This window comes from Pseudomonas sp. Root569, from assembly GCF_001427465.1.
Classification (GTDB): Bacteria; Pseudomonadota; Gammaproteobacteria; order Pseudomonadales; family Pseudomonadaceae; genus Aquipseudomonas; species Aquipseudomonas synxantha.
In genome coordinates, this window is sequence record NZ_LMGQ01000001.1 from 352,982 (window position 1) to 376,728 (window position 23,747).

Below are 23,747 nucleotides of genomic sequence, written 5' to 3' on the forward strand. Positions count from 1 at the left end.
TTGCTCCCGATGGCAGTGTCTCAGTCAATACAACTGTTGACTGACACTCCGCTATCGGGAGCAAGCCCCCTCCCACATTTGGTTTCTGCGTGACTTAGAGCTCGCCGAGCCCATCAATCAGCGCCTGGTTCTGCTCAGGCGTACCGATACTGATCCGCAGGAACTGGGCAATCCGCTCCTGCTTGAAGTGCCGCACGATAACCCCCTGCTCACGCAACTTGGCCGCCAGGCCGGCCGCGTCGTGTTGCGGGTGGCGAGCGAAGATGAAGTTGGCCGCTGATGGCAACACTTCAAAGCCTTTAGCCTGCAACTGCGCAACGAGCTTCTCGCGACTGTCGATCACCAACTGGCAGGTCTTCGCGAAATACTCACGGTCATCGAACGCCGCCGCCGCTCCGACAATCGCCAAGCGATCCAACGGGTAGGAGTTAAAGCTGTTCTTGACCCGCTCCAGCGCCTCGATCAGGTCTGGGTGGCCCACGGCCAGGCCCACACGTAAACCGGCCAGTGAGCGCGATTTGGACAGGGTCTGCGTCACCAGCACGTTCGGGTAACGGTCTACCAGGCTGATGGCGGTCTCGCCGCCGAAGTCGATATAGGCTTCATCGACCACGACGACCGAGTCCGGGCTGGCCTTGAGGAGCTGCTCCACCGCATCCAGCGCCAGTACGCAGCCGGTCGGCGCGTTCGGGTTGGGGATGATGATCCCGCCGTTGGGCCTCGCGTAGTCCGCCACGCGGATCTGGAACTGCTCATCCAACGGCACGGCGTTGAACTTGATGCCGTACAAGCCGCAGTACACCGGGTAGAAGCTGTAGCTGATATCCGGGAACAGCAGCGGCAGATCGTGCTGGAACAGACCATGGAAGATGTGCGCCAGGACTTCATCGGAACCGTTGCCGAGGAACACCTTGCTGGCGTCGATTCCGTAATACCTGGCCACGGCTTGTTTGAGCAGGTCGCTGTTGGGGTCCGGGTATAGACGCAGGTTGTCGTTCAACTCGGCCTGCATCGCCGCCAGCGCCTTGGGCGATGGCCCGTATGGGTTTTCGTTGGTGTTGAGCTTGACCAGTTTGGTCAGCTTCGGTTGCTCACCGGGTACGTAAGGCACGAGGTCCTTGACGAAAGGGCTCCAGAATTTGCTCATGTCTCAGTTCACCTTCTCGTCAAGGATGCGATATTCAGCGCTGCGTGCGTGGGCACTCAAGGATTCACCGCGGGCCAGCACCGAGGCGGTCTTGCCCAGTTCGGAAGCGCCTTGGGGTGAGCAGAAGATGATCGACGAGCGTTTCTGGAAGTCATACACCCCCAGTGGCGACGAGAAGCGCGCGGTGCCCGAGGTCGGCAGCACGTGGTTCGGCCCGGCACAGTAGTCGCCCAGGGCTTCGCTGGTGTGGCGCCCCATGAAGATCGCCCCGGCGTGACGGATCGACGGCAACCAAGCCTGTGGGTCCGCTACGGAAAGCTCAAGGTGCTCCGGCGCGATGCGGTTGGCCACCTCGATAGCCTGCTCCATGTCACGCACCAGGATCAGCGCACCGCGGCCATTGATCGACTTCTCGATGATCTCGGCACGCTCCATGGTCGGCAGCAGCTTATCAATGCTGGCGGCAACCTTGTCGAGGAACTCGGCGTCGGGGCTGACCAGGATCGCCTGGGCGTCTTCGTCGTGCTCGGCCTGGGAGAACAGGTCCATGGCGATCCAGTCCGGGTCGGTCTGGCCATCACACACCACGAGGATTTCCGAGGGGCCGGCGATCATGTCGATACCGACCTGGCCAAACACATGGCGCTTGGCGGTGGCGACATAGATATTGCCGGGGCCGACCACCTTGTCGACCTTAGGCACGCTTTCGGTGCCATAGGCCAGTGCCGCCACGGCTTGGGCGCCACCGATGGTGAATACACGGTCGACGCCTGCGATGCAGGCGGCAGCCAGTACCAACTCGTTGATTTCACCACGCGGAGTCGGCACCACCATGACCACTTCGGTCACGCCCGCCACTTTGGCCGGGATCGCATTCATCAGCACCGACGACGGATAAGAAGCCTTGCCACCCGGTACATACAGGCCAGCCCGGTCCAGCGGCGTGACCTTCTGGCCTAGCACGGTGCCATCGGCTTCGGTGTAGCTCCAGGAGTCCTGCTTCTGTTTTTCGTGGTAGCTGCGTACCCGAGTCGCTGCCACTTCCAAGGCTTCGCGCTGCGCGATGGTGATGCGTGTCAGCGCCAGCTCCAGGCGTTCGCGGGGTAGGATCAGGTCAGCCATGGATTTGACGTCCAGGCCGTCGAACTGACGGGTGAAGTCCACCAGCGCCGCGTCACCGCGCTCGCGCACGGCCTTGATAATGTCGAGCACCCGCTGGTTGACCGAATCGTCGGACACGCTTTCCCAGCTCAGCAGATGATCCAGATGATGGGCGAAATCCGGGTCGGCAGCGTTGAGTCGGGCAATTGCAGTGGACGTGGTCATAGCGAGGGCCTCATAGGATTGGCAAAAAACTCAGGCGCCCTAAACTACCGTTCGCTCCGCTTGGGCACCTGAGAATTCTGGCTATGAGGCGGATAGACGGGCGCAGCCTTTGGGCTACGCAGGTGAGTCAACCGCGGTGTCGAGACTCCACTGCCTTGCGCAGGGTGTCGATCAACGCCTGGATACGGGCGTGTTGCATCTTCATCGACGCTTTGTTGACGATCAGGCGGGAGCTGATGTCGGCAATGAAATCCTGCGGTTCCAAACCGTTGGCGCGCAGGGTGTTGCCGGTGTCGACCACGTCGATGATCTTGTCGGCCAGGCCGATCAGCGGTGCCAGCTCCATCGAGCCGTAGAGCTTGATGATATCGACCTGGCGGCCTTGTTCGGCGTAGTAGCGCTTGGCGACGTTGACGAACTTGGTTGCCACTCGCAGGCGGCCCTTGGGCTCGACATCGCCGACACGGCCGGCGGTCATCAGCTTGCACAGGGCGATACGCAGGTCCAATGGCTCGTAGAGGCCCTGGCCGCCGTATTCCATCAGTACGTCCTTACCGGCCACACCCAGGTCGGCGGCACCATGTTCAACGTAGGTCGGCACGTCGGTAGCCCGCACGATCAGCAGGCGCACATCGTCCTGGGTCGTGGGGATGATCAGCTTGCGGCTCTTGTCCGGATTCTCGGTCGGCACGATGCCCGCTTCAGCCAGAAGCGGCAACGTGTCGTCAAGGATGCGGCCCTTGGACAGTGCGATGGTCAACATGGGAACGTCAGTCCTTTATCAGGCTATTGCGGCCCGGTCGCAAATGGCGCCGGACACAGATCGAGGCCATGACAGCCTCGATTTGAAACAAACCAGTGTGTGTGTAGGAGCGAGCTTGCTCGCGAAGAACGTCAACGATAACGCGTTTACTCAGAGTCAACGCGGTGTACATGAGTTTTTCGCGAGCAAGCTCGCTCCTACAGTGCAGCGGGGGTTAGCCCGGTACGCGGCGGATTTTTGCGCCGAGCATCTGCAGTTTTTCCTCGATGCACTCGTAGCCACGGTCTATGTGGTAGATGCGGTCGATCAGGGTGTCGCCTTCGGCGCACAGTGCCGAGATCACCAGGCTGGCCGAGGCACGCAGGTCGGTCGCCATCACTGGCGCGCCCTTGAGCTTGTCGATGCCGGTGACGATGGCGGTATTGCCTTCGACCTGGATCTTGGCGCCCATGCGGTGCAGTTCATACACATGCATGAAGCGGTTTTCGAAGATGGTCTCGATCACAGCACCAGTGCCTTCGGCAATTGCGTTCAGGGAGATGAACTGCGCCTGCATGTCGGTCGGGAAGGCCGGGTATGGAGCGGTGCGCACGTTGACAGCCTTTGGCCGCTTGCCGTGCATGTTCAGCTCGATCCAGTCTTCACCGGTGGTGATTTCTGCGCCGGCTTCCTTGAGTTTTTCCAGGACGGCTTCAAGGATGGTCGGATCGGTATCCTTGACCTTTACACGACCACCGGTCACCGCAGCGGCGACCAGGTAGGTGCCGGTCTCGATACGGTCCGGCATGACCTTGTAGGTGGCAGTGTGCAGACGCTCTACACCATCAATGGTGATGGTGTCGGTGCCAGCACCGGAAACTTTCGCACCCATGGCGTTGAGGAAGTTGGCCAGGTCGACCACTTCCGGCTCACGTGCGGCGTTTTGCAGCACGCTGCGGCCTTTGGCCAGGGCAGCGGCCATCATGATGTTCTCGGTACCGGTTACGCTGACGGTATCAAAGAAGAAGTTCGCACCACGCAGGCCACCTTCCGGCGCCTTGGCCTTGATGTAGCCACCTTCGACGTCGATGATCGCGCCCATGGCTTCCAGGCCACGGATGTGCAGGTCGACCGGACGCGAACCAATGGCACAGCCGCCAGGCAGGGCCACTTCGGCTTCACCGAAACGGGCAACCATCGGGCCGAGTACCAGGATCGACGCACGCATGGTTTTCACCAGTTCGTACGGAGCGATCAGGGTCTTGATGGTTCGCGGGTCGATTTCGACTGACAGTTTCTCGTCGATCACAGGCTCAATGCCCATGCGCCCGAACAGCTCGATCATGGTGGTGATGTCGTGCAGGTGCGGCAGGTTGGCCACCGTCACCGGGCCATCGCACAGCAGGGTTGCTGCCAGGATCGGCAAGGCGGAGTTTTTCGCACCGGAAATGCGGATCTCGCCATCGAGGCGGGCACCGCCGGTAATAATCAATTTATCCATAAGAATCTCGACGCCTTGGGGGCTCAGGTGCGCTCGGCCCAGGCCGCGCGGCTGAAAAATTTCATAGTGACCGCGTGGATGCTGCCATCGGTGATCCACGGGTTCAAATGGGCATAGATCTGCTGTTGACGCTTGACCGGGCTTAACGCCGCCAGTTCATCGCTAATCACATTCAGCTGGAAATTGCAGCCTTCGCCTTCAACTTCAACAGTCGTTTCCGGCAGCTTTCCTTCAAGGAAGCTCTTAACTTCTAGGGCCTGCATGCTCAACCTCTATCGGCGCCCAGTGCGCACGGGTCGCACATCATACAAAAAAGCCCCGCGCCTGCGAACCCCGCATAGCAGGACTCTGACGGGGGGCTTTCCTGAAAGTGTGTCTTAAGGATGCGCCAGCAGCTCGGTCAGACCAGAAACCTGGGCAATCTCACGCATGTCTTCGGGCAATGCACGGATGCTGATCGGTTTTTTGGCCGCCTCGGCATCGCGCATGAAGCACAGCAACAACGACAGGCCGACACTGCTGGATTTGGTCACCGCCGAGCAATCGAGTACCACTTCGGGCGCCTTGCTGGCCTTGATCAGCGCCTGGCCCTGCTTGCGCAGGTCAGGCCCGGTACGGTAATCCAGCACGCCGCTGAGGAACAGCTCGCCGGCGTCGCCGATACGAACAGCCGACTCGGTCATTGTGCAGGCTTCCCGGCAGCTTTGTCGGTTTCTTCCTTGGCCTTGGCCACTTCACCGGCCCAACCGTTGATGGTCTTGTCCAGGTCATTGCCATTGCGCTGCATCGCATCGGCGAACTGGTCGCGGAACAGCTTGCCGATGTTGATGCCGTTGATGACTACGTTGCGCAGCTTCCACTCACCGTTGATTTTCGTCAGGGTGTAGGACACCGGATAGATCGCGCCATTGCTGCCCGAGACTTTCATGCCGACCTCGGCACGGTCGCCCGACTCCTCCTTGGCAGGGTCAACGACGATACCCTGGTTGTTGTATTCCAGCAGAGCGTTGCCGTAGAACTGGAACAGGCCACGCTTGAAATTTTCCTGGAACGTCTGCATCTGCGCCGGGGTTGCCTTGCGCGAATACTTGACCGTCATGATGCTTTTGGAAATGCCTTCGGCATCGACCACCGGGCCAACAATCGTGTTGAGTGCTTCGTAGAATCGGGAAGGGTCTTGTTTGTATTGCTCTTTGTTGGCCTTCAGGTCGGCCAGCATCCGGTTGGTCGTGTCCTGCACCAAATCGTGCGCAGAACCTGCCGCGTTGGCCATCAGCGGCAACGCTGCAAGCAGTACCAGCAGGCCACGTCGCAAGGTAGAGATCATGAACAGATTCCTCATTTGGCGTCTTTATTGACCGTATTGAGCAGGAATTTACCGATCAGGTCTTCAAGCACCAGCGACGACTGCGTGTCGTGGATGGTCGAACCATCCTTGAGCAGGGCTGTTTCCCCGCCCACGCTGACGCCGATGTACTTCTCGCCCAGCAGACCCGCAGTGAGGATAGATGCCGTGGAGTCAGTCGGCAGGTTATCTACCTTCTTGTCCAACTGCATGGTCACTCGCCCGGTGAAGCTGTCGCGGTCCAGATCGATTGCCGTGACCTTGCCGATGGTAACGCCGGCCATGGTCACTTTAGCTCTGACCGTCAAACCGGCGATATTGTCGAAGTACGCGTAAAGTTTATAAGTATCGGCGGTGGGGCTGGCCGAAAGGCCGCTGACTCGCAGGGCCAACAACAGTAAAGCCAGGATGCCAGCCAGCAAGAAAAGGCCGACACCGATTTCCACAGTGCGGTTTTGCATCAGAAATCTCCAAACATCAAGGCGGTCAAAATGAAGTCAAGGCCCAGTACCGCCAGCGAGGCGTACACAACGGTCTTGGTGGTGGCGCGACTGATCCCTTCTGAGGTGGGCTCGCAGTCATAGCCTTGGAATACGGCAATCCAGGTCACCACAAAGGCAAAGACAATGCTCTTTATGATGCCGTTGAGCACGTCACCGGTGAAGGTGACGCTGTTTTGCATGTTGGCCCAGTAGGAACCGTCATAGACGCCCAACCAGTCAACCGCCACCCACGAACCGCCCCAGATACCCACCACGCTGAAAATCATCGCCAGCAATGGCAGGGAAATGAAACCGGCCCACAGGCGCGGGGCAACAATGTACTTGAGCGGGTCCACGCCAATCATTTCCAGGCTGGACAGCTGCTCGGTGGACTTCATATTGCCGATTTCGGCAGTCAACGCCGAACCTGCACGCCCCGCGAACAACAAGGCGGTCACCACCGGACCAAGCTCACGCAGCAGGGTCAGGGCCACCATCTGGCCTACCGCCTGCTCCGAACCGTAGCTGGACAGGATATTGAAGCCTTGCAGCGCCAGCACCATGCCGATGAACACCCCGGAGACCACGATGATCACCAGGGACATCACGCCGACTGCATGCAACTGCTTGAGCAGCAGGCCAAAGCCGCCGCCGATGCCACCGCGGCCCAGCAGGGCGTGGAACAGGAAAATGGTCGAACGCCCCAGGACTTCGACGATGTCGATGCCCGAGCGACCGAAAAGGCGAACCTTCTCGATAAGAGATGTCTTGCGCATCAGCGCTTCCCCAGAAGATCTGAGCGGTAGTCCGCTGCCGGAAAGTGAAAAGGCACCGGGCCATCGGGATCGCCGGTCATGAATTGGCGAATGCGCGGGTTATCGGCGTTCATCAACTCTTCAGGCGTACCCTGCCCCAGCACCTGGCCATCGCCCACTACATACAGGTAGTCGGCGATGCTCGCGGTTTCGGCCAAATCGTGGGACACCACGATACTGGTGATCCCCAGTGCGTCGTTGAGCAGACGGATCAGGCGCACCAGCACGCCCATGGCGATCGGGTCCTGGCCAACGAACGGCTCGTCGTACATGAGGATCTGCGGGTCGAGAGCGATGGCTCGCGCCAGCGCGACACGGCGCTTCATGCCGCCGGACAATTCGTCCGGCATCAGGTCGATGGCACCGCGAAGGCCCACGGCCTGCAGTTTCAGCAACACGATGTCACGAATCATTTCATCGGACAGCTGGGTGTGCACCCGCAGCGGGAAGGCTACGTTTTCGAAAACATCGAGGTCGGTGAACAGCGCGCCGCTCTGGAACAGCACGCCCATATGCTTGCGAGCATCGAACAGATCGCTGCGCGACAGGGTCGGCAGATTCTGACCGTTGACCCACACTTCGCCCGCACTAGGCCGCAATTGCATGCCCATCAGGCGCAACAGGGTGGTCTTGCCGCAACCGGAAGGCCCCATGATGCCCGTGACCTTGCCGCGAGGAATGCGAATATCGACGTTATTGAAGATGCTGCGCGTCCCGCGCTTGAAGGAAAGACCCTTCAGCTCGACCGCGTAGGCGTTATCGGCACTCATCTAATCTCCTTGGGATGCAGCCTTTCACTCAGACACCATGTGTGCGACTTTGGTTTGCAAAGGATGCGCAATAGTTAGGCACATGGGTTGGGTGGACCGAACTGGCGGCGAACTATATCACTGCTGGTGCAGAGCCCCCAAGGCCGGAACAGCGCTCGTTCAGATTTGAGACAGGGGAAAAACGTTGCCTGCTATGTTAAGGACGGTGATTTTCATGTACCTCGCGCACAAACCCTGACGAACTTACGTGAGCGTATTGATCATTACGGCTATAATCGCCGACTTTTCGTCAGGCTATACGATTCAGACATGAGCCAATCCAACGAGCTTATCCAATCCGCACAACGCACCATCCGCCTCGAGCTTGAAGCCGTAGAGGGCTTGCTGGCCCATATCGACGCGGATTTCGTGCGCGCCTGCGAGCTGATCCTGACCAGCAAGGGCCGCGTTGTCGTGGTCGGCATGGGCAAGTCCGGTCACATTGGCAACAAAATCGCCGCGACGCTGGCGAGTACCGGGACCACCGCGTTTTTCGTGCACCCGGCCGAGGCCAGCCACGGCGATATGGGCATGATCACCAAGGATGACGTGATCCTGGCGCTGTCCAATTCCGGCACCACCAACGAAATCGTGACCCTGTTGCCCCTGATCAAGCGCCTGGGCATCCAGATGATCAGCCTCACCGGCAACCCGGAATCGACGCTGGCCAAGGCTGCCGATGTCAACCTGAACGTGCACGTGACCCACGAGGCCTGCCCGCTGAACCTGGCGCCCACCTCCTCCACCACTGCTGCGCTGGTCATGGGCGATGCATTGGCCGTGGCGCTCCTGGAGGCCCGCGGTTTTACCGCCGAAGACTTCGCATTTTCCCACCCAGGCGGCGCGCTCGGCCGTCGCCTGTTGCTTAAAGTGGAAAATGTCATGCATTCCGGCGCCGAACTGCCAAGCGTCCCACGCGGCACCCTGCTCAGGGATGCGCTGATGGAAATGACCCGCAAAGGCTTGGGCATGACGGCGATCGTCGAACCCGATGGTCGCCTGGCCGGGGTATTCACCGACGGCGACCTGCGTCGTACCCTGGACCGCACCATTGATATCCACACCGCGACCATCGATGCGGTAATGACGCCTCACGGCAAGACCGCCCGCGCTGAAATGCTCGCGGCTGAGGCGCTGAAAATCATGGAAGACCACCGGATCGGCGCGCTCATCGTCGTCGACAATGATGATCGCCCTATCGGGGCCCTTAACCTTGGCGACTTGCTGCGCGCAGGAGTGATGTAGATGAACGGCGACCTGTTGCAACGCGGTAAAAACATCAAGCTGGCGATTTTCGACGTTGACGGCGTGCTGACCGATGGCCGCCTGTACTTCCTCGAAGATGGCAGCGAATTCAAGACGTTCAACACCCTCGATGGCCAGGGCATCAAGATGCTGATGGCGGCCGGTGTGCAAACGGCGATTATCAGCGGTCGAAAGACACCGGTTGTGGAACGCCGCGCACAAAACCTGGGGATTGCTCACCTGTATCAGGGCCGTGAGGATAAACTGGTAGTGCTGGACGAGCTTCTTGGCCAACTCAACCTAAGCTATGAACAGGTCGCCTATTTGGGTGACGACTTGCCTGACCTGCCGGTGATTCGCCGGGTGGGCCTGGGCATGGCCGTCGCGAATGCCGCGGCGTTTGTGCGCGAACACGCCCACGGCATCACCACCGCCCGTGGCGGCGAAGGTGCTGCCCGGGAGTTCTGCGAGTTGATCCTGCGTGCCCAGGGCAGTCTTGAAGCGGCCCACGCCGCCTACCTATAGAGCGTTATATGCTGAGTAAAAAGATCCGCAACTTCCTGTTATTCGGGGTCATCGCCGCGCTGCTCTTGGCGGTGGGCTACTGGAATATCAGCCCGGGGCGCTTTCTCGACCAGCCGGTTGCGCAGGTTGACGAAGGTCTTATCGACTATTACGCCACCAATGCCTACAGCATCCAGTACCTGCCCGACGGGAAGGTGCAGTATGAAATGACGTCGGACAAGGTCGAGCACTTGAAGGCCTCCGAAGTCAGCCTGCTGACCAATCCGGACCTGAACCTGTATCGCGGCACCGAATTTCCGTGGCACGTCACCAGCAAGCGTGGCGAGGTCAACCCGGACGGCACCGAAGTTGAACTGATCGACTCGGTGCGCGTCGCACGTACAGACGCACAGAACCGCGACACCATCATTACCAGCAGTCGCATGACGGTATTCCCACAGAAGCAATATGCGCAGACCGAGCAAGACGTTAGAATCGACGGCGCTGGCGGTGTATCGACTGGCAAGGGAATGAAAGCGTATTTGAAAGAAAGCAGGATACACCTGCTATCGAACGTAAGAGGACAGTATGAGGCTCGTTAAAACCCTCCCTATTTTGCTCGGTCTGGGCGCAGCACTGGGAAGCGTGAGCGCCTGGGCTCTGCCGAACGATAGCCAGCAACCGATCCATATCTCGGCTGACGATGCGCAGCTGGATGACAAGCAAGGTGTCGCCACCTACACCGGCGGCGTGATCATCACCCAGGGCTCGATGAAGATCACCGGTAATACGGTGACACTGACGCGTACCCAGGCCGGCGATATCGATGTCGTGACCTCAGTGGGCAACCTCGCTTACTTCGAACAGAAGCAGAAGGCAGAAGATCCAGGCCCGATGAAGGGCTACGGCAAGACCATTCAATACCATGCCCAGCAAAATCGCATTGTACTGATCGACCAGGCCAAGGTGCTGAGCGCCGACGGTAACTCGACCGAAGGCGAGAAAATCGTCTACAACACCCAGACCCAGGTCGCCCAGGCCGGTCGCGCCAATGGCAACAAGGTCACCGCACCTCGTCCGCGTATCGACATGGTTATCCAGCCGAAGAAGAAGGCCGAGTAATGGCGACCCTGAAAGCCCAGCACCTGGCCAAGGCCTATAAAAGCCGCCAGGTGGTACGCGACGTCAGCCTGTCGATCGACAGCGGCCAGATCGTCGGCCTGCTCGGCCCCAACGGCGCCGGCAAGACCACCTGCTTCTATATGATCGTCGGCCTGGTCCAGGCGGACCAGGGTCGTGTGCTGATCGACGACCTGGATGTCAGCCACCAGCCGATGCATGGTCGTGCGCGGGCAGGTATCGGCTATCTTCCCCAGGAAGCGTCGATCTTCCGCAAACTGTCGGTGGCCGACAACATCATGGCGATCCTGGAGACCCGCAAGGAGCTCGACCGCGATGGCCGCCGCAAAGAGCTGGAAAGCCTGCTGCAGGAATTCCACATCAACCACATTCGCGACAACCTCGGCATGAGCCTGTCCGGTGGCGAGCGTCGTCGTGTGGAAATCGCCCGCGCCCTGGCGACCGCGCCCAAGTTCATCCTGCTGGATGAACCGTTTGCCGGTGTCGACCCGATCTCGGTGGGCGATATCAAGCAGATCATCCACCACCTCAAGGCCAAGGGCATTGGCGTGCTGATCACCGACCATAACGTGCGCGAGACACTCGATATCTGCGAAACGGCTTATATCGTCAACGACGGCCAACTGATTGCCGAAGGCGATGCCGAGACTATCCTGGCCAACGAGCTGGTCAAGGAAGTGTACCTGGGTCACGAGTTCCGCCTGTAGGCACGGTGGTATCGCGGCTTTACCTGGAGCGCGCAGGAGTCAATAGAAACCTTAGCTTTTTTATTGTTACCGCGCTCTAGGCAAAGCCCCCGAGATCAGGCATATAATTTGCTTATGTTTGGCGCTCACGCGCCCTGTCGTGGATGGCGCATTGCGCCGGCGAATAAGGTGTTAAGCCCCTGCCATGAAACCATCGCTAGTCCTGAGAATGGGCCAGCAGCTGACGATGACACCGCAGCTGCAACAGGCCATCCGCCTGCTCCAATTGTCGACCCTGGACCTGCAACAGGAAATCCAGGAGGCCCTGGAGTCCAATCCGATGCTCGAACGCCAGGAAGAAGGCGACGACTTCGACAATGCCGACCCTCTGGCCGATAACATCGAGCAAAAACCCAATCCCGACGTGCAGGAACCCTCCTACCAGGAAACCGCCCCGACGGTGGATAACCTCGAGGACGGCGAATGGAACGAACGCATTCCCAACGAGCTTCCCGTGGATACCGCGTGGGAAGACGTGTACCAGACCAGCGCCAGCAGCCTGCCGAGCAACGACGATGACGAGTGGGACTTCACCACCCGTACATCTGTCGGCGAGAGCCTGCAGAGCCATTTGTTGTGGCAACTGAACCTGGCACCGATGTCCGACACTGATCGCCTGATCGCGGTCACCCTGATCGACTGCATCAATAACCAGGGCTACCTGGACGAGACCCTCGACGAGATTCTTGAAGCCTTTGACCCGGAGCTGGACATAGAACTGGACGAAATCGAAGCCGTCCTGCATCGCATCCAGCAATTCGAGCCCGCCGGCATTGGCGCCCGCACCCTCAGCGAGTGCCTGCTGCTGCAATTGCGTCAGTTGCCGGCCAAGACGCCTTGGCTGGCCGAAGCCAAGCGCCTGGTGGCGGACTACATCGACCTGCTGGGCAGCCGCGACTACAGCCAGCTGATGCGCCGCATGAAGCTCAAGGAAGATGAATTGCGCCAGGTCATCGAGCTGGTGCAGAGCCTCAACCCGCGCCCGGGCTCGCAAATCGAGTCCAGCGAAGCCGAATACGTCGTCCCCGACGTGATTGTGCGCAAGGACAACGAGCGTTGGCTGGTGGAGCTGAACCAGGAGTCGGTGCCCCGCCTGCGGGTCAACCCGCAATATGCCGGTTTTGTGCGCCGCGCCGATACCAGCGCCGACAACACCTTCATGCGCAACCAGTTGCAGGAAGCCCGCTGGTTCATCAAGAGCCTGCAAAGCCGCAACGAGACCCTGATGAAGGTGGCGACCCAGATCGTCGAGCACCAGCGCGGCTTCCTGGAATACGGCGACGAAGCCATGAAGCCTTTGGTACTGCACGATATCGCCGAAGCGGTGGGCATGCATGAATCAACGATTTCCCGGGTGACCACGCAGAAATTCATGCATACCCCACGGGGTATTTATGAGCTGAAATACTTTTTTTCCAGCCACGTCAGCACCTCCGAAGGCGGTGAATGCTCGTCCACGGCGATCCGCGCGATCATCAAGAAACTGGTTGCCGCGGAAAATCAGAAAAAGCCGTTGAGTGACAGCAAGATCGCTGGTTTACTGGAGGCACAAGGCATTCAGGTCGCCCGTCGAACCGTCGCCAAGTACCGCGAGTCCCTCGGGATCGCGCCTTCCAGCGAGCGTAAGCGTTTGATGTGACGGGCGGGCCATAGCGTTCCAGTGGCAGGCGTCTTGCCTGCCGCTTTATGCACTGGCAACGAAGGAGAAGCTGTATGCAAGTCAACATCAGTGGACACCATGTAGAAGTCACCCCTCCACTGCGCGACTATGTCGAGCAGAAGCTGAGGAAGCTTGAAGGACATTTCGACAAGATCACCAACGTGCAGGTCATCATGAAGGTTGACAAGCTTCAGCAGAAGATCGAAGCGACCCTCCAGATACCTGGTGGTGAAGTGGTTGCCAATGCCGAGCATGAAGACATGTATGCATCGATTGACTTGCTCACCGACAAGCTCGACCGCCAACTCAAAAAGCATAAGGAAAAGAATCTGAGCCTGCTCCAAGGCACAGGTCGTTAACTCTCCCCCCATGATCCGACTTGAAACCATCCTGACCCCCGGCCGTTCCCTCGTGAACGCGCCGGGCGGCAGCAAGAAAAAAGCCCTCGAACAAATTGCCAACCTGATCCACCGCGAAGTGCCGGGTCTGGAGATGCAAGATGTCTTCGAGGCGTTGATTGCCCGTGAAAAGCTCGGTTCCACCGGTTTTGGCAACGGCATCGCCATCCCTCACTGCCGCCTCAAAGGCTGTGATACGCCCGTGAGCGCCCTGCTGCACTTGGAAGCTGCCATCGATTTTGACGCCATCGACGGCGCCCCGGTCGACCTGCTGTTCGTATTGCTGGTCCCGCAAGCCGCCACCGATGCGCACCTGGAACTGCTCCGGCAGATCGCCAGCATGCTCGACCGCAAGGAGGTACGCGAAAAACTGCGCAGTGCCAAGACCAACGAGGCCCTGTATCAGGTCGTCCTGGATGAACAAAACGGGCAGTAATCATGCGTTTGATCATCGTCAGCGGCCGTTCCGGCTCAGGTAAAAGCACCGCCCTCAACGTCCTTGAGGACAACGGTTTCTATTGCATCGACAATTTGCCCGCCGGCCTGCTGCCGGAGCTGGCGGAACGCGCACTGATCCATACTGAACTGGCGCAACCCCTGGTCGCTGTGTCTATCGATGCCCGCAACCTGCCCAGCCACCTCTCGCGGTTCCCGGAACTGCTGGAAGAAGTGCGCGCCAAGCATATTCATTGCGATGTGCTGTACCTGGATGCCGACGAAGAAACGTTGCTCAAACGCTTCTCAGAAACCCGTCGTCGCCACCCGCTCAGCAGCGCCAACCGCTCCCTGGCCGAAGCCATCCAGGACGAGACCAAGCTGCTCGGGCCGATCATTGATCTGGCTGATCTTAAGATCAACACCACCAACCTGAACCTGTATCAGCTGCGCGACGCGATCAAGCTGCGCCTGCTGAACCAGCCAGAGCCCGGGACTGCGTTCCTGGTCGAATCATTCGGTTTCAAACGTGGCATGCCGGTGGATGCCGACCTGGTGTTCGACGTACGCTGCCTGCCCAACCCCTATTGGAAGCCGGAACTGCGCGATCAATCCGGCTTGGACCAACCCGTGGTCGATTACCTGGCCGCGCAACCGGATGTAGAAGAGATGTTCCAGGACATCTCCAGCTACCTGCTCAAATGGTTACCGCGCTTTGCCGCGAGCAACCGCGCCTACGTCACCATTGCCATTGGCTGCACTGGCGGCCACCATCGCTCCGTCTATCTGACGGAACGGCTGGGCCAGGTGCTGCAACAAACCCTCAAGAACGTCCAGGTCCGCCACCGCGACCTTAGCTGAAAGGAACACCACTGCGATGCCGGCTCGGGAAATTGAAATCATCAACAAGTTGGGCCTGCACGCCCGGGCCTCGGCCAAATTCGTCGGCGTGGCCGGGCAGTACCCTTGTCAGATCCGCGCTGGTCGTACACCGGAATCCATGGTCGATGGCAAGAGCATCATGGCGATGATGATGCTGGCGGCCGGCAAGGGCACCAAGATTCACCTGAAGACCGAAGGCGAGCAAGAGGACGAAGCGATGGCGGCATTGGTTGAGTTGATCAATAACTACTTCGACGAAGGCGAATAACCTTTTAAGTAGCAGGGAGCCTCATCCCAACGCCGTATCCATCACCATCATCAGGCAAAAACCGATACACAGCCCGAGGCTGGCGAGCTTTTCGTGACCATTTCGCCGCGATTCGGGGATCACTTCGTGGGTCACCACCAACAGCATCGCACCGGCGGCCAGCGCCAGGCCCAAGGGCAATAGCACCTCGGCCAGGCTCACCAACCAGGCACAAAGTACCGCGAATACCGGCTCGACCAAGCCTGACGCCGCGCCGATCAGAAACGCTTTGACCCGCGACATCCCCGCCCCAGCCAGCACCAGCGCAATCACCAGGCCTTCCGGTACGTCCTGCAAAGCAATGCCCATGGCCAGGCTATCGGCATCCGGCATGCCACCACCCGCCGAGACACCCACAGCCATACCCTCTGGAATATTGTGAGCGATGATGGCAAACACAAATAGCCAGATGCGCGGCGGGATCACTGGTTTATCCGGTGTGCCCACCAGCATTTCCGGGCTGGCACCGGAGACCTTGCGATCGACCAGGTACAGACCGAACGCCCCCAGCATAATGCCGAAGCTGATCAACCCACCCGCCCCCCAGGGCGAGAGCCCCAGGCTTTCACCCGCGGCGATACCCGGCACCACAAGGGAGAAAGCGGTCGCCGCCAGCATCACACCGGCACCGAAACCCAAAAGGGTATCGCTCAGCGCTATCGGCATGCGCCGAATCACCAGCACTGGCACCGCCCCCAGCGCCGTTCCGAGCGCGCAAATCGCGCCTCCCTGCAAAGCGCGCAGGATGCGGGGCTCCAGGTTAAGCCAGGCCAGCCCGTGGGCCACCAGCAACGCGGTACCAGCCAATAGCAACAGCGAGCCAAACGCATAACGAAACATTCGCACGCTACTGATCGCCAGTGTTTCAGTGCCCATAGTCGGCCTTAGATCTTGTTATGGAGGAATTTCAGGCCAGGGCGGCCTGGTAGCGTGCGGCAACTTCCGGCCAGTTGATGACACTGTAGAAGGCATTGATATATTCCGGGCGACGGTTCTGGTACAGCAGGTAGTAAGCATGCTCCCACACGTCGAGGCCCAGGATCGGCGTATTGCCAGTCATCAGTGGGCTGTCCTGGTTACCGCTGCTTTCCACCACCAGTTTTTTTTGCGGGGTGACGCTGAGCCAGGCCCAACCGCTGCCGAAGCGGGTCAAGGCTGCCTTGGTGAAGGCTTCCTTGAAACGATCATAGCCGCCCAGTTGTTCGTCGATAGCATTACCCAGCGCACCTTCTGGCTTACCGCCGCCGTTGGGCGACATGACGGCCCAGAACAATGAATGGTTGGCATGCCCGCCACCTTGATTGATCACCGCGGCCCTCAGCGTTTCCGGCAGTTGCTGGACGCTGGACACCAGCTTTTCCACCGGCCAACCGGCAAACTCAGTACCCTCGACTGCAGCGTTGAGGTTGTTGATATAGGTCTGGTGGTGCTTGGTGTAGTGAATCTCCATTGTTTGCGCATCAATATGCGGCTCGAGGGCGTCGTAGGCGTAAGGCAAGGCCGGCAAGGTATAGGTCATATCAATGTGCTCCGTATTGAGACGTGGACGATTGCGGCGCAGCAGCGCCCAACAAGCGATGGGTACGCGGGTACTCGCCGTGATCGCTGATGAAGTTCAACAGTTCGACATAGGTCTTGCTGCTCTGGCGCAATGCTGCCTCGCGTAATTGCGGGTTCAGGCGTGGGTCCTGCATGGTCTGCAACAGGCGCTGGTGGATGGCACAGAGGTATTCCGCGCTTTCCTCTGGTTGGTTCAGGCGCAAGTGCAAGTCCGCCAGGTTGTGATGGGAAATGACGCAAGCCGCCACTGCTTCGTCGGCATCCGCCCAGCGTTCGAACAACACTTGGGCCAGGGCCAGGGCTTGCAGATAGGCCTCGCGGGCGTCAACCAGCTCGCCCGCCATAAAACAGCGATTGGCTCGTTCGATCGTGCGTTTCCAGTGCTCCATAGTGAGCCTCCAAAGCAGGGTCGTTGGTTACACGCCGCCGGCCGTGAGCTTCTCCGGGTCCAGCAGGACTTCCAGTTGGCTGCGTGGCAGGTCGGTGTGCTCGAGGGCGACATCGATCACCGGCCGGCCTTGCTGATAAGCCTTCTTGGCGATTTCAGCGGCTTTTTGGTAACCAATGATCGGGTTGAGTGCGGTGACCAGGATCGGGTTGCGCGACAGCGCCTCCTTGAGCTTGGCCTCGTTGACCTTGAAACTGGCAATGGCCTTGTCCGCCAGCAAACGGCTGGAATTGGCGATCAATTCAAGGCTGCTGAGCAGGTTCTGGGCGATGATCGGCAGCATCACGTTCAGCTCGAAGTTGCCCGATTGACCGGCCACGGTGATCACCGTGTCATTGCCGATGACTTGGGCGGCTACCATGGCTGTGGCTTCCGGGATCACCGGGTTGACCTTGCCCGGCATGATCGACGAGCCCGGCTGTAAGCCTTCCAGCTCGATTTCACCGAGGCCGGCGAGTGGGCCGGAGTTCATCCAGCGCAGGTCGTTGGCGATCTTCATCAGCGAGACGGCCGTGGCTTTCAACTGGCCAGAGACGGCAACGGCGGTGTCCTGGGAGCCAATCAGCGCAAACAGATTCGTGCCTGGAGTGAACTTCACCCCGGTCAAGCGGCTCAGTTGCTGGCTGAAACGCCCGGCAAACTCGGGGTGCGCGTTGATCCCGGTGCCCACGGCGGTACCGCCCTGGGCCAGCGCTTGCAAGGCCGCAAGCAGGTCCTGCAAGTGACCGATATTGGCCTTGAGCTGCTGCGCCCAGCCATTGAGCACCTGGCTCATGCGTACTGGCATGGCGTCCATGAGATGTGTACGGCCGGTCTTGATGAACGGGTGAACCTCCTCGGCCTTTTGCTCTATCACCCGCACCAGGTGCAGCAGGGCCGGCAGCGTTTGTTCATGCAGGACCAACGCTGCGCTGACGTGAATGGTGGTAGGGATGATGTCGTTGCTGCTTTGGCCGCAATTGACGTGGTCATTGGGGTTTACCGTCTCGCCAAGCAAACGGCTGGCAAGGGTGGCAATCACTTCATTGGCGTTCATGTTGGAGCTGGTGCCGGAACCGGTCTGGAAGATGTCCACCGGGAAGTGCTGCATGTAGTCGCCTTCCAGCAAGCCTTGGGCAGCATCGACAATGGCCTTGCCCTGCCCTTCGCTGATTTGCTTGAGGTCAACGTTGACCTTGGCCGCGGCGGTCTTGGCCAGGATCAGGGCGCGAATGAATTGCGCCGGCATGCGTTGATGACTGATGGGGAAATTGTTCACCGCACGCTGGGTCTGGGCGCCATACAAGGCTTCTGCGGGGACTTTCAACTCGCCCATGCTGTCGCGTTCGATACGGGTATTACTCATCGGAAGATCCTTGCACAAGGTCAGACACAGAAATGGAGGGCAGCAATTGGCAAGTCGCCAGTTGCCAGGCAAAGGACTGCCAGCGCTTGAGGCGGCAGGGGCAATGGGAGAGTCGTTCCAGGTCGCGCAGCGGGCGCCAGGCCTGGTCCAGGCACATGGAGCGCCAATGCCAGGGCAGCGCGATATCGCTGGCGGTGTCGATCAACAGGCGGAATGAGGTTTCGGCGATCGTCCACGGATGGGTCGCGGTGCAACACGCCAGGTATCGACCTTCATTGAGGTAATGCTCGATCAGCCGCGGTTCATCGGGATCGAGGCCGCAGCGTATCTGGCGGCTCATCCAACGCCAGCTTTCCAGGTAAGGATCCTCATGCAGGACAGAACTCATGATCCACACTCACTCGGTAATGATATTTATTATTAAATGATATTGAGAATCAAAACAAGAGCGACAGATTGATCCTCCCATGACCAAGCCATAAAAAAGGCGCGCCATCCAAAGGATGGCGCGCCTTTTATTGAGTGCTGGAGGGGGGTTAGCTGCCAGCGACAGTCATCCGCTCGATGAGCACTGAACCTGTGCGAATATTGCTGCGCAGTTCCAGGTCATTACCCACGGCAACGATCTGCTTGAACATATCGCGCATATTGCCGGCAATCGTCACTTCCTGGACGGCGAACTGAATCTCGCCATTTTCCACCCAGAACCCCGCCGCGCCGCGAGAGTAATCACCGGTGACCATATTCAGGCCGTGGCCCATCAATTCGGTGACCAGCAACCCACGCCCCATGCGCCGCAGCAACGCAGCCTGGTCTTCATCACCATGGGTAACGAACAGGTTATGCACGCCGCCGGAGTTGGCGGTGCTTGGCAGGCCAAGCTTGCGACCGGCATAAGTGCCCAATACATAGGAGACCAACTCGCCCTTTTCGACAAATGGCTTGGCATAGGTCGCCAGGCCATCGCCGTCGAATGACGAACTGCCCATGGCCCGCATCAGGTGCGGGCGCTCGTCGATGGTCAGCCACTCTGGAAACAGCTTCTGGCCGATTGCGCCTTCAAGAAACGAAGACTTGCGATACAGGTTGCCCCCGGAAATAGCGCCAAGGAAGCTACCGAACAAACCACCGGCCAGCTCTGCGGAAAACAGCACCGGCACTTCGCACGTCGGCACCGGGCGCGCACCGAGACGGCTGGCGGCACGTTGCGCAGCACGCTGGCCAATGCTGACGGGGTCCGCCAACAAATCGCCCTGGCGATTCACGTCGTACCAGTAATCGCGCTGCATCTGGCCGTTGGCTTCGGCGATCATCACGCAACTGAGGCTGTGACGCGTCGAAGCATATCCACCGATAAAGCCATGGCTGTTGCCGTAAACGCGGCAGCCCTGGTGGGTGCTCAGCGTAGTGCCGTCGGCATTCTTGATCCGGGCGTCGGTATCGAAGGCCGCCGCCTCGCAGACCAGCGCCTGCTCGATGGCTTGCTCGGGGGTGATGTCCCAGGCGTGGAACAGGTCAAAATCCTGTACGTCCCTGGCCATCAGCGCCTTATCGGCCAGCCCCGAGCTTTCATCTTCGGACGTGTGCCTGGCAATCGCCAGTGCTGCGGCAACGGTCTCGCGAATGGCCTCCGGGCCACTGGCTGAGGTGCTTGCCGAGCCTTTGCGCTGGCCTGCGTACAAGGTGATACCGAACCCCTGGTCGCGATTGAACTCGACGGTTTCCACTTCTCGCTGGCGCACCGACGTCGACAACCCCTGCTCCAGCGACACCGCTACTTCACAGGCACTGGCCCCCTGGCGCTTGGCCTCGGCAAGGATCTGCTCGACTTGTTCCTGCAGTGCCGGTAACGCTTGCGGACCGACGCTTTGGGCTGCACTCATGGTTTTCTCCACTCAAATTCTGCTTTCGGTTAAGGCCATCGAGCGACCGGGCCGGACAAGCGGCCCCCGACTGGTTATCATGGCGGCGTTTCTTTGCGGACTGCCACCATGGTTGATTCTTACGACGACTCCCTCGATGGGGAGAAAAGCAAAACCCAGGTCAAGCGCGAGCTGCATGCGCTGGTTGACCTGGGCGAGCGCCTCACAACGCTCAAAAAAGAGTTGATTGCCAAACTGCCACTGACCGACGAAATGCGCCGGGCCTTGGCGGATGCGCCCAAACACAGCGCGAATATCGCGCGTAAACGGCACATCATGTTTATTGGCAAACTGATGCGCGATCAGGACATTGACGCGATTCTGGCCTTGCTCGATCAAACTGATGCCTCCACTCGCCAGTACAACGAACGCTTCCATAACCTGGAACGTTGGCGTGACCGCCTGATCGCGGGCGATGACGCCGTGCTGGAGAAATTCGTGCTGGACTACCCGGACGCGGACCGCCAGCAACTGCGCTCCCTGATCCGTCAGGCCCAACACGAACTGGCGCATAACAAGGCGCCGGCCACCAGCCGTAAAATCTTCAAGTACATTCGTGAGCTGGACGAGACTCAACGCGGTCTGCGCTGATCCTCTTCCCCGGGTGGCGGCCTGCGCCACCCGAAGCTCCATCCTTTACGACCCCGTGCCACCCACGGTAATCGCGTCAATTTTCAGGGTTGGCTGGCCTACGCCTACCGGCACCGACTGCCCATCCTTGCCGCACGTGCCCACGCCGCTGTCCAGCGACAGGTCATTACCGACCATCGACACCTTGCTCATCGCTTCCGGCCCGTTACCGATCAGCGTCGCCCCTTTGACCGGCGCGGTAATCTTGCCGTCTTCGATTAAATATGCCTCGCTGGTGGAGAACACAAACTTGCCGCTGGTGATATCCACCTGGCCACCGCCGAGGTTGGCGCAGTAGATGCCACGTTTCACCGAGGCGATGATTTCCGCCGGATCGCTTTGGCCGCCAAGCATGTAGGTATTGGTCATGCGCGGCATAGGCAGGTGCGCGTAGGATTCGCGGCGGCCGTTACCGGTGCGTGCCACACCCATCAGCCGAGCGTTGAGCTTGTCTTGCATATAGCCCTTGAGCACGCCGTTTTCGATCAGGGTGGTGCACTCGGTCGGTGTCCCTTCGTCATCAACGCTCAACGAACCCCGGCGACCGGCCAGGGTGCCGTCATCGACAATGGTGCACAGCTTGGATGCAACCATTTCGCCCATGCGCCCACTGTAGGCGGAACTGCCCTTGCGATTAAAGTCGCCCTCCAGGCCGTGGCCCACGGCTTCGTGGAGCAACACACCGGACCAACCCGAGCCAAGCACCACCGGCAAGGTACCGGCGGGCGCCGGAATCGCTTCCAGGTTCACCAGGGCCTGGCGCAGCGCCTCACGGGCATAGCCCATGGCACGGTCGTCAGCGAGGAAGTAACGGTAGTCGGTGCGCCCGCCACCGCCATGGCCACCACGCTCGCGGCGACCGTTCTGCTCGACGATCACACTCACATTGAAACGCACCAGCGGCCGCACATCCGCCGCCAACCCGCCGTCGGTGGAGGCGACGAGGATGCGCTCCCACACGCCAGCCATGCTCACGGTCACTTGCTGGATACGCGAGTCCAGGGCGCGGGTGGCCGCGTCGACACGCTTGAGCAGCTCGACCTTTTCGGCACGGCTGATCACTTCCAAGGGGTTATCCGGCGCGTACAACTGCGTCACGTCCTGGGTGCTGAACGCCTGCACCGTACCGTTCTGGCCGGCACGGGAAATCGAACGTGCCGCACGCGCCGCCAGGCCCAGGGCTTCCAGGGTAATCGCATTACTGTAGGCAAAGCCGGTTTTTTCACCGGATTGCGCACGCACGCCGACGCCCTGGTCAAGATTGAAACTGCCTTCCTTGACGATGCCGTCTTCCAGCGACCAGGATTCGGAGATCTGCCCCTGGAAATACAGGTCGGCGGCATCGATGCCCGGCCCGGCCAGATCGCCCAGCACGGTTTGCAGACTTTCGATGGTCACGCCACCGGGTGCCAGGAGGTGTTCACTGACTGAGGACAACAACTCGCTCATAGGTTTGGCCTTAAATTCATCGTTCTGAAGCAGGCCGCTGCGCGCCCTGCGAGAAAAAGCGCCGATGGCTGACCACCGGCATGCGCGCCCTTATCGACGCCTGTTCACTGCTATCGCGTTCGGCCAGCAACACCGCTTCGCCTTGATCCTGTTGTGCCAGCACCCGCCCCCAAGGGTCGACAATCGCCGCGTGGCCATGGGTTTCCCGTGGGCCTGGGTGCACGCCACCTTGAGCGGCCGCCAGCAGGTAGCACTGGGTTTCGATGGCCCGCGCCCGAATCAGCACATCCCAATGGGCGGCCCCGGTCACCGCCGTAAAGGCCGAGGGCGCGGTAATCAATTCAGCCCCCGCAGCGCGTAACTCGCTATACAGCTCGGGGAAGCGCAAGTCGTAGCACACCGTCAGCCCCAAACGCCCCACTGGCGTATCCGCCACCACCACATTGCTTCCGAAAGCATAGTCGTCAGATTCGCGATAACGACCACGAGCATCCGCGACGTCCACATCAAACAGGTGCAGCTTGTCGTAACGAGCGACAATTTCACCCTGATCATTGATCAGCAGCGAGCAAGCGTTGGACTTGGCGTGGGGTTGGTCCTTGGGCGGCAACGGCAATGTACCGGCCACTATCCATAAGGTGAGGTCACGGGCGGCCTGTTTCAACCATGGCAGGATCGGGCCTTCACCCAGGGCCTCGGCGCGGCCGATATCGGCCACGTCACGGCGACCCATCGCAGCGAAGTTTTCCGGCAGTACCGCGAGTTTCGCGCCACCCGCCGCCGCTTGCTCCAGCAGGCGGCGCGCCTGGGTGAGATTAGCCAGCACGTCACTCTGGCTGACCATTTGGATTACTGCAAAAGACATGGGCCGACACTCCATACAGGGCATGGGGCCATGCTACTCCACAG

Annotated in this window: 29 protein-coding genes; 11 read left to right on the plus strand and 18 right to left on the minus strand. The window is 59.9% G+C overall.

Translation table 11 applies throughout. The features are described 5' to 3' along the window. Positions 1-94: 94 nt before the first annotated feature. The 10 genes from hisC to ASD70_RS01675 form a co-directional block, all read right to left on the minus strand. Positions 95-1,147, minus strand: coding sequence for a histidinol-phosphate transaminase (gene hisC, locus ASD70_RS01630; RefSeq protein WP_046070936.1), 1,053 nt, complete (start codon positions 1,145-1,147; stop codon positions 95-97). A 3-nt stretch (positions 1,148-1,150) separates the two neighbouring features. Beyond that, positions 1,151-2,473 carry a histidinol dehydrogenase gene (gene hisD, locus ASD70_RS01635; protein WP_056845503.1) on the minus strand — a complete coding sequence of 441 codons (1,323 nt, stop codon included), beginning with the start codon at positions 2,471-2,473 and terminating at the stop codon, positions 1,151-1,153. A 127-nt stretch (positions 2,474-2,600) separates the two neighbouring features. Further along, entirely contained in the window at positions 2,601-3,236 is a 636-nt protein-coding gene (hisG, locus tag ASD70_RS01640; protein WP_003188599.1) for an ATP phosphoribosyltransferase, read from the minus strand. 214 nt (positions 3,237-3,450) lie between these two features. Then, positions 3,451-4,716, minus strand: coding sequence for a UDP-N-acetylglucosamine 1-carboxyvinyltransferase (gene murA / locus ASD70_RS01645; RefSeq protein ID WP_046070935.1), 1,266 nt, complete (start codon positions 4,714-4,716; stop codon positions 3,451-3,453). A 23-nt stretch (positions 4,717-4,739) separates the two neighbouring features. Next, entirely contained in the window at positions 4,740-4,979 is a 240-nt protein-coding gene (locus ASD70_RS01650; RefSeq protein WP_003188597.1) for a BolA family protein, read from the minus strand. A 114-nt stretch (positions 4,980-5,093) separates the two neighbouring features. Further along, complete coding sequence (locus ASD70_RS01655) at positions 5,094-5,399, minus strand: STAS domain-containing protein (protein ID WP_056845504.1); 306 nt, start codon at positions 5,397-5,399, stop codon at positions 5,094-5,096. Beyond that, on the minus strand, positions 5,396-6,043 hold the full coding sequence (locus ASD70_RS01660) for an MlaC/ttg2D family ABC transporter substrate-binding protein (RefSeq protein WP_046070933.1): 648 nt from the start codon (positions 6,041-6,043) through the stop codon (positions 5,396-5,398). Before ASD70_RS01660 ends, ASD70_RS01655 begins: the two co-directional genes overlap by 4 nt. 11 nt (positions 6,044-6,054) lie before the next feature. Next, positions 6,055-6,522 (minus strand): outer membrane lipid asymmetry maintenance protein MlaD, encoded by a 468-nt coding sequence (mlaD, locus tag ASD70_RS01665; protein ID WP_003171814.1) that lies wholly within the window; start codon positions 6,520-6,522, stop codon positions 6,055-6,057. Then, positions 6,522-7,319, minus strand: a complete 798-nt coding sequence (gene mlaE, locus ASD70_RS01670) for a lipid asymmetry maintenance ABC transporter permease subunit MlaE (protein WP_043050763.1) — start codon at positions 7,317-7,319, stop codon at positions 6,522-6,524. Before mlaE ends, mlaD begins: the two co-directional genes overlap by 1 nt. Further along, on the minus strand, positions 7,319-8,128 hold the full coding sequence (locus tag ASD70_RS01675; protein WP_003216128.1) for an ATP-binding cassette domain-containing protein: 810 nt from the start codon (positions 8,126-8,128) through the stop codon (positions 7,319-7,321). The genes mlaE and ASD70_RS01675 overlap by 1 nt, the downstream gene beginning before the upstream one ends. A 309-nt stretch (positions 8,129-8,437) precedes the next feature. Between ASD70_RS01675 and ASD70_RS01680 the strand changes: the two genes are divergently transcribed. The 10 genes from ASD70_RS01680 (at position 8,438) to ASD70_RS01725 (ending at position 15,445) form a co-directional block, all read left to right on the plus strand. Beyond that, positions 8,438-9,412 (plus strand): KpsF/GutQ family sugar-phosphate isomerase, encoded by a 975-nt coding sequence (locus tag ASD70_RS01680; RefSeq protein ID WP_046070932.1) that lies wholly within the window; start codon positions 8,438-8,440, stop codon positions 9,410-9,412. Continuing rightward, positions 9,413-9,937 carry a KdsC family phosphatase gene (locus tag ASD70_RS01685; protein ID WP_056845505.1) on the plus strand — a complete coding sequence of 175 codons (525 nt, stop codon included), beginning with the start codon at positions 9,413-9,415 and terminating at the stop codon, positions 9,935-9,937. It abuts the gene before it with no gap. 8 nt (positions 9,938-9,945) lie between these two features. After that, positions 9,946-10,518 (plus strand): LPS export ABC transporter periplasmic protein LptC, encoded by a 573-nt coding sequence (gene lptC, locus ASD70_RS01690; RefSeq protein ID WP_046070930.1) that lies wholly within the window; start codon positions 9,946-9,948, stop codon positions 10,516-10,518. Then, positions 10,505-11,038 carry a lipopolysaccharide transport periplasmic protein LptA gene (lptA, locus tag ASD70_RS01695; RefSeq protein WP_043050759.1) on the plus strand — a complete coding sequence of 178 codons (534 nt, stop codon included), beginning with the start codon at positions 10,505-10,507 and terminating at the stop codon, positions 11,036-11,038. The genes lptC and lptA overlap by 14 nt, the downstream gene beginning before the upstream one ends. Continuing rightward, on the plus strand, positions 11,038-11,763 hold the full coding sequence (gene lptB, locus ASD70_RS01700) for an LPS export ABC transporter ATP-binding protein (protein ID WP_005784841.1): 726 nt from the start codon (positions 11,038-11,040) through the stop codon (positions 11,761-11,763). Before lptA ends, lptB begins: the two co-directional genes overlap by 1 nt. A 184-nt stretch (positions 11,764-11,947) precedes the next feature. Beyond that, entirely contained in the window at positions 11,948-13,441 is a 1,494-nt protein-coding gene (locus tag ASD70_RS01705; RefSeq protein ID WP_046070929.1) for an RNA polymerase factor sigma-54, read from the plus strand. A gap of 74 nt (positions 13,442-13,515) precedes the next feature. Continuing rightward, on the plus strand, positions 13,516-13,821 hold the full coding sequence (gene hpf, locus ASD70_RS01710; protein ID WP_027604812.1) for a ribosome hibernation-promoting factor, HPF/YfiA family: 306 nt from the start codon (positions 13,516-13,518) through the stop codon (positions 13,819-13,821). 10 nt (positions 13,822-13,831) lie between these two features. Continuing rightward, positions 13,832-14,296: a PTS IIA-like nitrogen regulatory protein PtsN gene (gene ptsN, locus ASD70_RS01715; RefSeq protein WP_046070928.1), complete on the plus strand. Its 465-nt coding sequence runs from the start codon at positions 13,832-13,834 to the stop codon at positions 14,294-14,296. Positions 14,297-14,298: 2 nt separating this feature from the next. Further along, positions 14,299-15,156 carry an RNase adapter RapZ gene (gene rapZ, locus ASD70_RS01720; protein WP_046070927.1) on the plus strand — a complete coding sequence of 286 codons (858 nt, stop codon included), beginning with the start codon at positions 14,299-14,301 and terminating at the stop codon, positions 15,154-15,156. A 16-nt stretch (positions 15,157-15,172) separates the two neighbouring features. Then, on the plus strand, positions 15,173-15,445 hold the full coding sequence (locus ASD70_RS01725) for an HPr family phosphocarrier protein (RefSeq protein WP_046070926.1): 273 nt from the start codon (positions 15,173-15,175) through the stop codon (positions 15,443-15,445). A gap of 21 nt (positions 15,446-15,466) precedes the next feature. Here ASD70_RS01725 and ASD70_RS01730 read toward each other — a convergent pair whose 3' ends face one another. From ASD70_RS01730 to pmbA, 6 genes are all read right to left on the minus strand, one after another. Continuing rightward, positions 15,467-16,360: a ZIP family metal transporter gene (locus ASD70_RS01730; RefSeq protein WP_056845506.1), complete on the minus strand. Its 894-nt coding sequence runs from the start codon at positions 16,358-16,360 to the stop codon at positions 15,467-15,469. A 31-nt stretch (positions 16,361-16,391) separates the two neighbouring features. Beyond that, positions 16,392-17,003 (minus strand): superoxide dismutase, encoded by a 612-nt coding sequence (locus tag ASD70_RS01735; RefSeq protein ID WP_056845507.1) that lies wholly within the window; start codon positions 17,001-17,003, stop codon positions 16,392-16,394. A gap of 1 nt (position 17,004) precedes the next feature. Next, positions 17,005-17,433, minus strand: a complete 429-nt coding sequence (locus ASD70_RS01740) for a hypothetical protein (RefSeq protein ID WP_046070923.1) — start codon at positions 17,431-17,433, stop codon at positions 17,005-17,007. 27 nt (positions 17,434-17,460) lie between these two features. Then, on the minus strand, positions 17,461-18,837 hold the full coding sequence (locus tag ASD70_RS01745) for a class II fumarate hydratase (protein WP_056845508.1): 1,377 nt from the start codon (positions 18,835-18,837) through the stop codon (positions 17,461-17,463). Next, the gene (locus ASD70_RS01750; protein ID WP_046070921.1) at positions 18,830-19,225 is read right to left on the minus strand and encodes a hypothetical protein; all 396 of its coding nucleotides are present in this window, start codon (positions 19,223-19,225) and stop codon (positions 18,830-18,832) included. The genes ASD70_RS01745 and ASD70_RS01750 overlap by 8 nt, the downstream gene beginning before the upstream one ends. Before the next feature lie 148 nt (positions 19,226-19,373). Further along, on the minus strand, positions 19,374-20,720 hold the full coding sequence (pmbA, locus tag ASD70_RS01755; RefSeq protein ID WP_046070920.1) for a metalloprotease PmbA: 1,347 nt from the start codon (positions 20,718-20,720) through the stop codon (positions 19,374-19,376). 108 nt (positions 20,721-20,828) lie between these two features. Between pmbA and yjgA the strand changes: the two genes are divergently transcribed. Further along, the gene (yjgA, locus tag ASD70_RS01760) at positions 20,829-21,350 is read left to right on the plus strand and encodes a ribosome biogenesis factor YjgA (RefSeq protein WP_046070919.1); all 522 of its coding nucleotides are present in this window, start codon (positions 20,829-20,831) and stop codon (positions 21,348-21,350) included. Between the two features lie 45 nt (positions 21,351-21,395). On the opposite strand, the gene tldD is transcribed toward yjgA, so the two are convergent. Next, positions 21,396-22,838, minus strand: coding sequence for a metalloprotease TldD (gene tldD / locus ASD70_RS01765; protein ID WP_046070918.1), 1,443 nt, complete (start codon positions 22,836-22,838; stop codon positions 21,396-21,398). A 16-nt stretch (positions 22,839-22,854) separates the two neighbouring features. Beyond that, positions 22,855-23,703, minus strand: coding sequence for a carbon-nitrogen hydrolase family protein (locus tag ASD70_RS01770; RefSeq protein WP_046070917.1), 849 nt, complete (start codon positions 23,701-23,703; stop codon positions 22,855-22,857). Positions 23,704-23,747: the final 44 nt, after the last annotated feature.